At 62.2% G+C, this 12,029-nt stretch carries 11 protein-coding genes and 1 tRNA gene; 4 read left to right on the top strand and 8 right to left on the bottom strand.

Annotated features, from left to right (window positions below; translation table 11 throughout):
* Nucleotides 1-238 precede the first annotated feature (238 nt).
* The 3 genes from IVA79_RS20170 to IVA79_RS20160 form a co-directional block, all read right to left on the bottom strand.
* Complete coding sequence (locus tag IVA79_RS20170) at nt 239-580, bottom strand: hypothetical protein (protein ID WP_247555902.1); 342 nt, start codon at nt 578-580, stop codon at nt 239-241.
* A gap of 184 nt (nt 581-764) precedes the next feature.
* The gene (rpoH, locus tag IVA79_RS20165) at nt 765-1,664 is read right to left on the bottom strand and encodes an RNA polymerase sigma factor RpoH (protein ID WP_247555900.1); all 900 of its coding nucleotides are present in this window, start codon (nt 1,662-1,664) and stop codon (nt 765-767) included.
* A 219-nt stretch (nt 1,665-1,883) separates the two neighbouring features.
* Nucleotides 1,884-2,891, bottom strand: a complete 1,008-nt coding sequence (locus tag IVA79_RS20160) for an RluA family pseudouridine synthase (protein WP_247555898.1) — start codon at nt 2,889-2,891, stop codon at nt 1,884-1,886.
* Here IVA79_RS20160 and IVA79_RS20155 point away from each other — a divergent pair.
* Nucleotides 2,890-3,234, top strand: a complete 345-nt coding sequence (locus tag IVA79_RS20155) for a hypothetical protein (RefSeq protein ID WP_247555895.1) — start codon at nt 2,890-2,892, stop codon at nt 3,232-3,234. The genes IVA79_RS20160 and IVA79_RS20155 overlap by 2 nt on opposite strands.
* A 57-nt stretch (nt 3,235-3,291) precedes the next feature.
* Nucleotides 3,292-3,366, top strand: a tRNA-Glu gene (locus IVA79_RS20150).
* Between the two features lie 143 nt (nt 3,367-3,509).
* Here the strand turns inward: IVA79_RS20150 and IVA79_RS20145 are convergent.
* Together IVA79_RS20145 and IVA79_RS20140 are read right to left on the bottom strand one after the other, a co-directional pair.
* Nucleotides 3,510-4,517 carry a hypothetical protein gene (locus IVA79_RS20145; protein WP_247555892.1) on the bottom strand — a complete coding sequence of 336 codons (1,008 nt, stop codon included), beginning with the start codon at nt 4,515-4,517 and terminating at the stop codon, nt 3,510-3,512.
* 8 nt (nt 4,518-4,525) lie between these two features.
* The gene (locus IVA79_RS20140; RefSeq protein ID WP_247555890.1) at nt 4,526-7,357 is read right to left on the bottom strand and encodes a transglycosylase domain-containing protein; all 2,832 of its coding nucleotides are present in this window, start codon (nt 7,355-7,357) and stop codon (nt 4,526-4,528) included.
* A 194-nt stretch (nt 7,358-7,551) separates the two neighbouring features.
* On the opposite strand from IVA79_RS20140, the gene IVA79_RS20135 reads away from it, so the two are divergent.
* Both IVA79_RS20135 and IVA79_RS20130 read left to right on the top strand, forming a co-directional pair.
* Nucleotides 7,552-8,130, top strand: coding sequence for a hypothetical protein (locus IVA79_RS20135; RefSeq protein ID WP_247555888.1), 579 nt, complete (start codon nt 7,552-7,554; stop codon nt 8,128-8,130).
* Nucleotides 8,131-8,421: 291 nt separating this feature from the next.
* Nucleotides 8,422-8,718: a cytosolic protein gene (locus IVA79_RS20130; RefSeq protein WP_247555886.1), complete on the top strand. Its 297-nt coding sequence runs from the start codon at nt 8,422-8,424 to the stop codon at nt 8,716-8,718.
* Between the two features lie 39 nt (nt 8,719-8,757).
* Here IVA79_RS20130 and groL read toward each other — a convergent pair whose 3' ends face one another.
* From groL to IVA79_RS20115, 3 genes are all read right to left on the bottom strand, one after another.
* Nucleotides 8,758-10,383 (bottom strand): chaperonin GroEL, encoded by a 1,626-nt coding sequence (gene groL, locus IVA79_RS20125; protein ID WP_247555884.1) that lies wholly within the window; start codon nt 10,381-10,383, stop codon nt 8,758-8,760.
* A 247-nt stretch (nt 10,384-10,630) separates the two neighbouring features.
* A complete protein-coding gene (locus IVA79_RS20120) occupies nt 10,631-11,050 on the bottom strand; it encodes a CBS domain-containing protein (protein ID WP_247555882.1) in 420 nt (139 codons plus the stop codon).
* Between the two features lie 228 nt (nt 11,051-11,278).
* Nucleotides 11,279-11,749, bottom strand: coding sequence for a YbaK/EbsC family protein (locus tag IVA79_RS20115; protein WP_247555881.1), 471 nt, complete (start codon nt 11,747-11,749; stop codon nt 11,279-11,281).
* Nucleotides 11,750-12,029 lie beyond the last annotated feature (280 nt).

Raw genomic sequence — 12,029 nt, 5'->3', positions numbered from 1 at the left:
TGCGCTACGCATGGCTCCGCGCGCCGCCCTCCTACCGCAAGTCCCTTACCCGGACAGATCGAACAGGCTTGACTTACAAATCCCCATATGAGGGTGGGCGAAGCGAAAGCGTGCCCACGCGTCGGTTGCCGTATCGGGCAGGTGGTGGGCACGGCGCAAGGGCGCCTTTGCCCACCCTACGAAACCGGATACGCGGAGAGAACTCCTCACCCGTCTCGCACAAGGGGAGAGGGGAAGATCACACCGGCTGCGACATCCAACCGAACAAGCGCCGCATCAATCCCGGCCGCCGCGGCAGCTCCGGCGGTTCGTCCGCGGCCAGCACGCGTTTGAAGAAGTAATCCAGGAACACCATGTCGTTCGGCTCGGTGACGGTGAATTGCTCCTCGCCGAAGAACACGCTGTAACTGTAGAAGAAGGGACCCATGAGCGGGATCGTCGCCGTGCCTGCATAGTCCTTGGAGATCACGAACTCCGACGGCTCCAGCCCGTGCTCACGCATCGCCTGCTCGACCAGCGGCAGCTTGCGCATGAACTGGGCTTCAAAGCCGCCGACGGTGGATTGCAGGATGATCGACACGGTGGGTGTCCGTTTGCTTGATGCTGTCGCTCTCATTTGGGTCGGTTGACCCTTGAGGCGGGTTCAAGATGCCTGGCCCGCGTCTTTCGCGAACATGCTGGACCTCACACGCAAAAAAGCCGGCGTTGCCGCCGGCTTTTTCGTCTTTTTCGATCCGCCAATTCTCTTCGCGGCGAAGCCCCGCTTAATGCGCGGCTTCCAGCGCGGCCTGTTCGGCTCTTGCGATCGTGCCCTTGACCGCGGACTGCACCTTCTCGAAGGCCCGGACCTCGATCTGGCGGACGCGCTCGCGCGACACGCCGAACTCGGCAGCGAGGTCTTCCAGCGTCATCGGCTCATCGGCGAGGCGGCGGGCCTCGAAGATGCGGCGTTCGCGCGGGTTGAGCACGCCCATGGCGCCGTTCAGCGCGTCTCGGCGGTGATCATATTCCTCGTGCTCCGCCATCAGGGCTTCCTGGTTGGGCGTATTGTCGACCAGCCAGTCCTGCCATTCGCCGGCTTCGCCGTCGTCGCGGATCGGCGCGTTGAGCGAGGCATCGCCGCCGAGGCGGCGGTTCATGTCGATCACGTCCTGATCGGTGACGCCGAGGCGCTTGGCAATGATCTTCACCTGGTCGGGGCGCAGATCGCCTTCGTCCAGCGCGTTGATCTTGCTCTTCGCCTTGCGCAGGTTGAAGAACAGCTTCTTCTGGTTCGCGGTGGTGCCCATCTTCACGAGCGACCAGGAACGCAGGATGTACTCTTGAATCGACGCCTTGATCCACCACATCGCGTAGGTGGCAAGACGGAAGCCCTTTTCGGGCTCGAAGCGCTTGACCGCCTGCATCAGGCCGACATTGCCTTCCGAGACGACCTCGGAGATCGGCAAGCCGTAGCCGCGATAGCCCATGGCGATCTTGGCCACGAGCCGGAGATGGCTGGTGACGAGTTGGTGCGCCGCGTCGCGATCGTCATGCTCGCGCCAACGCTTGGCGAGCATGTATTCCTGCTGGGGTTCCAGCATCGGGAACTTGCGGATCTCGGCGAGGTAACGGGAAAGGCCGGATTCTCCATTGAGGACCGGCAAAGCAGCGGTACGGGCCATACTGAAGCCCTCCAAAGGTTCAGGCCCCCGATAGCGGCGGGCCAGGCAGACGACCGCTGTGTTAAAGCCGGCCGTAGCTGCGATGTTCCGCGTTGGTCATTTCCAACGCAGGCGCAATATACCCCATGGGGGGTCAAAAAGGGAAGGATTGCTGACGTCACGTCCCCGTGTGGCAGCTATAATCTTTTGTAATGTAACGCTTTTCTTAAAATGGCTGCGTCATTGCGCCGCTTTCAGCGCACCCTGAAGGAGAAGCAAATCCTCCGGCAAGGGCGCCTCCCAGTGGAGTAATTCTCCGGTCCTTGGGTGCTCCAATACCAGCAAATAGGCATGCAAGGCCTGCCGCCCCAGCGCGGCCAATGCTGCCTGCGATTCCGGGCCAAGCTGGTTCGCCTTGGTCTTGAAATGCGGGCCATAGACCGCATCGCCCATCAGGGGATGACCGATATGGGCGAGGTGGACGCGGATCTGGTGGGTGCGCCCGGTCTCAAGCTCGCAGGCGAGCAGCGTCGCAATCGGCTTGCCGTCGCGCGCCGCGAAGCTCTCCAGGATCTCCCAATGCGTCACCGCCTCGCGGCCGCCCTGGCGCACCGCCATCTTCTCGCGCGCATGCGGATGGCGGTCGATCGGCGCATCGATTGTGCCGCGATGCCGGCCGGGCACGCCCCAGGCGAAGGCCATGTAGCCGCGCCGCATCTCGCCGGTGCGGCCGTGGTCGGCGAATTGCGCGGTCAGCGAGGCGTGGGCGAGGTCGTTCTTGGCGACCACCATCAGCCCCGTGGTATCCTTGTCGAGCCGGTGCACGATGCCGGGCCGGCGCACCCCGCCGATGCCGGAGAGCGAGGTGCCGCAATGGGCGATCAGCGCATTCACCAGCGTACCGGTCTCGTGGCCGGCGGCGGGATGCACCACCAGCCCCTTCGGCTTGTTGAGAACGACGATGTCGTCGTCCTCGAACACGATGTCGAGGGCGATATCCTCCCCCTTCGGCTCCGGCGGCGCCGCCTCCGGCACGTCGATTGTGATCGTATCGCCGGATGCGACGTGATAAGCGGGGTCGCGGACCGCGGAGGCCTTCAGGTGTACTGCGCCCGCCAGGATCAGGGCTTTCAGCCTCGATCGCGACAGCTCCGGCAGGCGCGCCGCCAGCACGCGGTCGAGCCGGGCCGAGCCCTCGTCACCGGCGACGACAACCTCCAACCTTTGCGCAGAGCCTGAGCTTTCCATGACGACGTCTGATACCGCTGTTCCCGAACCGACCCCCGAACAGGCCGCGCTGTTCGCGCGGGTGCGGCGGATGATGCTGATCGCGGGGTTGACCACGGCGCTGGCGATCTGCGCCGTGCTGATCGCGGTGGGCTACCGCCTTTTCAAGTCGGAGGGAAGGGCACCTGAGCCCGCCGGCGACGTCACCGCCACCCTGCCCAAGGGCGCCAAAATCGTCTCGACCGGCGTCGCGGGCGACCGCCTCGTGGTCACGCTGGATCTCGGCGGGGTCATCGAGATCCGCACCTTCGACGCGCACAGCCTGAAGCCGGCGGGAAAGCTGAAATTCGCCAATGAGCCGTAAAAGGCCCGCCTGGGTCCTTGCGGCGGACAAATTTCGAGGCTATTGGCTAGCCCTCACGCTCCCTTCGTCTAGCGGTTAGGACGCGGCCCTCTCAAGGCTGAAACAGGGGTTCGATTCCCCTAGGGAGCGCCATTCGCACGATATTCCGCGATATATTGCGATGGGAGTCACGATCGGGCGTGCCAGCCCGTCGATCGACTGATCTTGCCAGCTATGGCGGGTAAGAGTCTTGCCGCTGGCGGGGTGCCAGCCATTCGTCGCCGTACACGATCTGCTCATTCCCGCTCCATCATGTCGGCGATCGCCTTGATGCGGCTTCTGGCATATTTCGGCAGGCCGGCGCTCAGCGAATCGCCGCTGTTGAAGGAGCTCTTGCCCATGAGCAGTTGCGCGGGCACGAGGTTTCGCAGAATGGGAGTATTGCTGTATTCCCTTTGCTTGTTCAGCACGTCGGCCCTGACAACAATCAGGATGTAGACCGTTGCGATGGCGGCTTCCCGCTCGGTCGGATGCTGTTGCAGTACTGCAAGCAGCTTGCCGAACTGGATGACCTGGTTGACCCAAAAGATGTTCTGCTCGAGCCCGCTGGTGACTGTGGAGTCGAGTCCCGTCAGGCTCGGCAGCTCGGCAAGGTGCGGCTGCCTGATCAGCATGATCTCACTCTGGAACTCGATGAAATCCGGAATGGGCTTTTTTCTCTCCTCGCGCAGCTTGTTGGCGAGCTGAATGCCCGCCGGAATTTTCCCTTCGAACATGTAACGGGACTGCGCGCAGATCGCCTTCGCGTCCTCGCACCAGCGGCGCTCCGGCGTACGGTTGTGCGCGGCGTCGGCGTCCTTGTTGGGAACAGCATCGGCCGCCGTGATCGGCCGGTGCTTGACTGCCGGATCGATCTGCTCGAGGAACGCAATATTCGCATACCGCGACAGATCCAATGCCGCTGCCGGTCTTGGAAGTCGAAACCGCGCCTCCGCCTGGTAGACCGAGAGCTTCAGCTTCGTTTGTTGGTTGAGCGTGGGCTCAACGAAGCTCGGGAAGAGCGAGAGGAAGCGCCGCTGAACCGGACGTGAGCGGGCCCAATCTTCGAAGGGAATGAGCCCGGTCGAGGAATCGGCAAGCTTGTCGTTGCGTTGGTCGGCGAAGATGACGGTGCGGGTTTTGATCTGTGCGATCGGAACGCTGGCGACTGCGGGTACGTCCTCAAGCTGGAATTCCTGCGCCGCCGCGCCCGTGCAAGCGGCCACCCAGGCGGCGATGAGGACAGCGGCACGGTGGAGTCTCATGGGCGTGCTCAATTCAGCCGCCGCCAGAAATAATCGGGATCGACTCGGGACGGCGGTCGCGGGAGGCGGTCCTCATCATCGGGATATCCGCGCCAGGAGGGATGTTCGTGCGGACCAAGATGCCAGGTCGGGAATGGAAAGGGCGGCCGGTTGTCGCTGTAATGGTGGTTATCGTCGGACCACTGCTGGAATGGCCCGGCGTCTGCACGCGACACGATCCGAAATTGCGTATCATTGGTTCTGCCTGCCGGATCCCTCTTGAAGTACTCGGTGAATGCGCGCCCGGAGCCGGCCGGCGCAGGATTGCCGGTATAGGGATCGATCGACAGAGTAACGAGCCGATGCATGGCTTCGCGCGAAGGGCCGTTCAACGCCGTCCTGGGAGCGTGCAGCTCCCATGCTGCCTGCACGATCGGCTCGAACATCGGCAGCGCCACTTTTGCTCCGGTCTCGCCGCGCCCAAGGGTGCGACGTCCGCCGTCGCCGTTGTCGTAGCCGACCCAGATGGCGACGGTGACGTCATTTGTGAAACCGACGAACCAGGCATCGGCCCAATTATCGGTGGTACCGGTCTTGCCGCCGACATAGGGCGAAAGATGCTTGACCGCGTGCGCGGTTCCGCGCGCGAGCACGCCCTGCAGCATTGTTTTCAACTGGTAAAACGATGCGCGGTCGGCGGAGCCGATCCAGTCCACCGCACGCGGATCGTGCCGGTAGATGGCGCGGCCGTCCTGTTCGATCGTCTCGATCGCATGGGGCTGGGGCCGTGCGCCTTCGTTGGCGATCGCTGCATAAAACGCCGCAAGGTCGATGAGGCGCACAGTTTGGGCGCCGAGCACGAACGGGTAGTAGCGCATGCATTCCTTGTAGAGCTGCGCTTCCATCGCGAGCTCGCAGACCCGGTCGAGGCCCTGCTCGGCGCTGTCGTCGAGGCCGGTCGCGAGCAATTGCGCGGTGGCGAGATTCCGCGAGTTCTCCAGCGCACGCCGCAGCGTAATGGCGCCCGAAGCGCCGCCGTCGTAGTTCCTCGGCGACCAGAAACCGCGCTGGCGCGCGGAGCCCGTCGCACCGATCGGTGCCAGCGTAATGGGTTCGTCCATCACCAGCGTGTTGGGCTGCAATCCCTTCCGTAGGGCGGCGAGGTAAGTCAGCGGTTTCAAGGTGGAGCCGGGTTGCCGCAGACTCTGGACGACTCGGTTGAGCTGGCTTGCGGGATACGAAAAGCCGCCCGCCATCGCGAGAATGCGGCCGGTTTCGTTCCCGAGTACAAGCGCCGCACCCTGCACGGTCGGTCGAATGCGCAGATCGGCACGCGCCGCTTGCTTGCCCTTGGCTTCGCCCACCTGAACATAGACCACGTCGTACGGCTTGAGACCGCGCCGGATCGCGGCGCTCCAGGTGTTCAGTGGCAGGATTCTTCCGTCGGTCAGACCGACGTTGATCGCATCGCCGCGCTTGCCACGCGTATTCTCGAGGACGATCGCCGATTCCCAGTGAACGTCATAGAGAGGTAGCCGGGTCGCCTTCAACGCCACGAGCCAAGCCGGTTCCGTAGTTCTCGGGTCTGCCGCAACCAGACGAACCATATCGGAAATGTTCGCTTCGGGTCCCTCGAATTTGTACCGACCAGTGTTCAGCTCGTACCGCGCGAGGCCCTCCTGCAATGTCGCTTCGACTACGCGCTGCAAGGCCGAGTTGACGGTCGAGCGCACCGTGTAGGAGGAATTGGTGAGAGTATCGAGGCCCGCGGCCGCCTTTGCCTCGCGGGCAATGTGATCGACGAAGTGAAAACCGAAGTCCCGTCGCTTCGGCCGGTACTCGACGAGCCGCGGCAATGCTGCTTGCGCCGCGGCGGCGTCGATCATGGCGTCATCCTGCATGCGGCCCAGGACATAGGCAAGGCGCTCGCGCGCGCGCTCAGGATGTTGGTCGGGGTTGAAGTAGTTCGGTCCCTTGGCGAGCCCGGCGAGCAGCGCGCCCTCGACGGCAGAGAGCGCCTTGGCTGGTTTGCCGAAATAGCTGCGCGCCGCCATCTCGATGCCCCAGGCCCCACGACCGAGATAAATCGAGTTGAGATAGAGCTCGAGGATTTCCGCCTTGGTCAGGGCGCGTTCCATCCGCGAGGCAACGATCATTTCGCGCAGTTTTCTTTCGTAAGTGATGTCGTTTCCCACGAGCAGGTTCTTGGCGACCTGCTGGGTAATGGTCGAGCCGCCCTGCGGCCGGCCCGGGTGCGTGAAGTTGCCGATGAAGGCGCGGACCAGTCCGCGCTCGTCAATGCCGGTGTGTTGGAAGAAGCGCTTGTCCTCGGCGGCGACAAATGCGTTGCGCACCGCTTCCGGGATATCGGCAAGCTTGACCGAGATGCGGCGGTTGTTCGGCACGTAAATCTCAGCAAGGTGCTCGCTCTTGCTGTCGAGGACTACGCTGGTGCCAGGAAGCCTGAGGTGCTTAAGCTGCACGGCGTCGGGCAGATCCTTGACCGCGCTGTTGTAGAAAGCGATGACCTGACCAAGATCGACCGGAGATCCTTCCACTTTTTCGACCTTGCAGAACTGCCTATAGGCGACCTGGAGGTCGGCCAGATTTAGTCCTTTGAGTGCCTTGACCTCGCTGCTCAATGCCTCCTTGTCATCCATGGCAGTGGCAATCAGATCGTCCAGGTTGATGTCCTCGATGTCGAAGGCCTTGCGCATGTGGGCGCAGCCGGCACCCAAAAGCTGCGCCACCTCGGAGCGGTCGCGGACCGCATCGAACTCCGTCTTGACCCCATCCGGACGGGTAGCGACCTGGCTGAAGGCAAGCGCCGTGGCGAAGATCTTGATGAGAATCGAGTCCATGACCTGCCGCGGTCAAAACACCGCTCCGTAAGGTCCCTTCTTGTAGAACAATATCAAACAAGGCTGTTTCGAGGAAAAAGTTCCCGAGGCGCCCCGCGGCTTCCCCGGCCTTCGGCACCCCTCCGACCTGGCCGGGCCGAGGAACCAACGCTGCGGTCAGTGCGTTTTGGAAACACCGAATTGGCAGCGCGCCCATGAACGCCCCTCTTCCAATCGTGCTTGCCGCGGCGCTCCTGAGCGCCGTCATCGCCACGATGCCTGCGGACGCTGGTTCTCGAAAAAAGAACACCCGGGCGCTTGCCGCGGTGTCCCCCGCAGCTGGCGCGGCTCAACCCGCCACGGACAGATTTTTGGCCTGCGACGTCCGGGTGCGGGACTATCTTCGCGAAGGCGGAGCGGCGATACGGGTGACCAAGATCGACGTGGACGATGCGAGACTTCAGTTGAACATTCATCATGAGTACGGAGAGGCGGGAAAGTCGTCTCGAAAATACCTGCGCGGGGACACTGAAGAAGAAATGCGCAAAAATCTGCGTGGAATATTGGATGAGTTCGCTGCGGCTGCGAAGGCCGCAACGGCCGGTCGCGCTTGGTATGTGATCGCTGCTCGCAAGGTCATGCCGGAGCTCCGCGAGGGTTCGGGCGATATCACGAATCCGTGGACGGCCATCGTCCTCGCGGATTTCGAGGGAAAATGCAGGCCCATCACGTTCTATCAGTCCGTCGACCGGAACAAGCTCGATCCTGAACTGAGCAAGAAATTGGAGGAGTGAAGTTTTGCGCTTGAAGTGATTTGCAGTTGTAGCGCCTGCGCATGGACTCCCTGAGAGGGGCGCGGGTGAGGATGGTTCAGATAGCGGCCTTCGAAAACAAGGCGCCCTCTTGCGATGAGGACAAGCGGCGTACAGCTCTCGACGACACTTTCGATAGGCTCTGAACAATCGCAACCGTGCAGTCGAGCTAGCTCGCTCCTATGTATCTATCGACAGGCGCCGGCACGACGGTTGCCGCGACCTTGTTCGCCGCATAGGTGCTGGTGAAACCAACGACGAGGGAGTTGATCGATGAGGTCCCTTCTGCTGCTCACGGCCAGTGGTCCGTTGCTGGTCCTCACGTCCCACGGAACGCTGCACGATCCGAAGTTCATGGGCAGGCTCAAAGCCAAAGGAATCGGCAAGTTTGTCGCCTTCGATGTGCCGCTTGATCTCGCGAAGGAGCGCTATGGCGGGCATTTCCACGCGGTCGAGAGCGATCTGCACGAAACGGACGACTTGAGGGTCCTCGATTTCAATGGCCAGCGGATCTTTCAGCTGTTTCGTTTCGACGAACTCGGTGCCGCAGTATTGCAAGAGCAAGCCTGATGCACGCTTGATCGCCCGGAAGGGAGCGGCCGGTTGCCGTCAGAAATCCATTGGCGGCATGCCCGGCGCATGCGTCTCGTCCTTCTTCGGCTTTTCGGCGACCAGCGCTTCCGTCGTGATCAGGAGCGCGGCGATGGAGGAGGCATCCTGCAACGCGGTGCGCACGACCTTGGCGGGGTCGATCACGCCGGCTTTCACCATGTCCTGATATTCGCCGGTCGCAGCATTGAACCCCCAATTGTAGTTGTCGTTCTCAAGCACCTTGTTGACGACCAGCGAGCCCTCTTCGCCCGCGTTCTCGGCGATCTGGCATGCTGGCATCCGCAGCGCGCGGCGCACGATCTCGACGCCTGCCTTCTGATCGGCATTGGCCGTCCTCATGCCCTTGAGCACCTTCTGCGCTCGCAGCAGGGCGACGCCGCCGCCCGGAAGGATGCCTTCCTCGACCGCTGCGCGCGTTGCATGATGCGCGTCGTCGACGCGGTCCTTGCGCTCCTTGACCTCGACCTCGGTTGCGCCGCCGACGCGGATCACCGCGACCCCGCCGGCAAGCTTCGCCAAACGCTCCTGTAGTTTCTCGCGGTCGTAGTCAGAGGTGGTCTCCTCGATCTGCACCTTGATCTGCGTCACGCGCGCTTCAATGTCATTTTTCGCGCCGGCGCCGTCGACGACGGTCGTGCTCTCCTTATCGATCACGACCTTCTTGGCGCGCCCGAGCATGTCGAGCGTGACATTCTCGAGCTTGATGCCGATATCTTCGGAGATCGCGGTGCCGCCGGTCAGGATCGCAATGTCTTCCAGCATCGCCTTGCGGCGATCGCCAAAACCCGGCGCCTTCACTGCGGCGACCTTCAAGCCGCCACGCAGCTTGTTGACCAGGAGCGTTGCAAGCGCTTCGCCTTCGACATCCTCCGCGACGATCAGAAGCGGCTTGCCCGATTGCGCCACCGCCTCCAGGAGCGGAAGCAGGGACTGCAGTACAGACAGCTTCTTCTCGTGGATCAGCAGATAGACGTCCTCAAGCTCGACGCGCATCTTTTCGGCATTGGTGACGAAATAGGGCGAGATGTAGCCGCGGTCGAATTGCATGCCTTCGACGATTTCCAGTTCGGTGCTGAGGCTCTTTGCCTCTTCCACCGTAATGACGCCCTCATTGCCGACCTTCTTCATGGCGTCGGCGAGGAACTTGCCTATCTCGGCGTCGCCATTTGCCGAGATGGTGGCGACCTGAGCGATCTCCTCGTTAGCCGTCACCTTCCTGGCATGAGACTTCAGGTCATGCACGATCGCGTCCACCGCAAGATCGATGCCGCGTTTAAGGTCCATCGGATTCATGCCTGCGGCGACCGACTTGGCGCCTTCCTTGACAATGGCTTCTGCGAGCACGGTTGCAGTCGTGGTGCCGTCGCCCGCGATATCGCTGGTCCTGGACGCCACCTCGCGCACCATCTGGGCGCCCATGTTCTCGAACCTGTCCTCAAGCTCGATCTCCCTGGCGACGGTGATACCGTCCTTGGTGATACGCGGCGCGCCGAATGATCTTTCGATCACCACATTGCGCCCCTTGGGACCGAGCGTGACCTTGACGGCATTCGCCAGCGTATCAATGCCCCGCAGCATCCGTTCGCGCGCTTCGGTCGCGAATTTCAGGTCCTTGGCAACCATGATGCGAACCTCCCTTCATTCCTCCCCTTAAGTTGAGAAAGCGGTCTCAGGTCGCCTTCAATCAGGAGCCTGCGCCCTTGACCGTCCGTCGGTTACGCAAGTCGACGTGCGCCCACATCGCCTTGCGTTCAGGCCGGGGCGATCTGAAGCGCTTCGGGCCGCCGCTTTCGCGCCGCACGATGGTTGCATGTCGAACGCATGGCTCCGGCCCAGCTCAGCCCTGGTCGAGCGGAGTTCTGGCCGTATTTCAGTGGTGCGCCGCAACGCTCCTGACGGTCTCGGCCAGCACATCGCCTGACGCGCAATGGCTGACGTCACCCAGGCTGATGATGCCGACCATCCGCTTGCTCTTGTTGATCACCGGCAGCCTGCGGACCTGCAGCTTCTCCATGTGATGCATCGCCTTTGCGAGGTCATCGTCCTCCCGGCAGCAATGGATGCCCTCAGTCATCACGTCGCGGGCGGTGGCGCCGCCGGCGTCGAAGCCGTGGCTCGCAAGCCCTTTGCAGACGATATCGCGATCGGTCACCATCCCGACCAGCTTGTCGTCCTCGCCAATCGGAATGCAGCCGATGTCATGTGTCCGCATCAATTTGGCAAGTTCGGTGATAGGGGTGTTGGGGCTGACCCAGTCGACACCCTTGTGCATCACGTCTTTGACTTTCATGGCGAGCCTCCATTCGTGGTCTCAATTTTTGGGTTTCAAGTGCATTGATACAAATGCAGCGGCCCCCCCATTTTCTGAACTGCACAACCGATCGGACGCGAGATCGCAGCGGAAGCATCATTCCGAGCGCAAACGCTGTCGCCGCCACCTCCTGAACAAGTTAACGGCAACTTCGCCGCCGGGGTTCCCGCCCAAGATCGCAAAGGCCATGGGCGGTTCGCAAGATCCTCAGTCGTGCGCGCTAAAGCGCCCGTGCGGTGCGTTGGCCGTCAGGCGCGCAAACTGCGCGTGACCCATATGAAGCAGCGTCTCATGATCGCCGGCTTCCATGTAGATGTCCGGCTGTGCCTCGATGCTGTCGTCGACGATGATATCCAACCCGTAGCATTTGCCGACGGCAGGAACTGCACCGTGTGCACAGTCGCTGAACAGCCGATTGATCTCGGTTTCATCGGCCATGTGGACATTGTCGCCGAGATTTGTCCTCAGGTCCGACAGGCGGAGGTGATGCGATGCGGGCAAGATGGCCAGCATGTATGCGCCGTCGCGCCGCAACACGATACCCTTGGCGAGGCGGTCGCCCGAGATATGGCATGCCTCGGCCGTCCGAGCCGACGTCATGCTGAGTTCATGCGGGATCACCTCGTATTGGATGTTTTCAGCGGCGAGGTATTTCTGGAGCGTGGGAGAAATGGCCATGACATCACCTCCGATGCAGAATGCAAACCATCCACCGTGAGGTCTTCCCAGCAGACTCTCGCCATACGATGGGCGGCTGCCTGACTATAGACCCAACATAGGTCTTCCATCCGCAAGCTGCAATTCGTCGTCGTTGATCAATTCCACGGGGCGATAGCCGGGATACTCGTGCCGACGGCGGTAGAGAGCGCGCGAGCGCCGCAATGCGCTTCTTCTCCTGAATGAGGCTCTGGCTGCTCCTCGTCCGAGCACCTGCGAAGATCACACGAGATAGGAGGCT

This window comes from Bradyrhizobium sp. 138, assembly GCF_023074075.1.
Lineage (GTDB): Bacteria > Pseudomonadota > Alphaproteobacteria > Rhizobiales > Xanthobacteraceae > Bradyrhizobium.
This window is presented reverse-complemented; position numbering and strand designations above follow the sequence as displayed.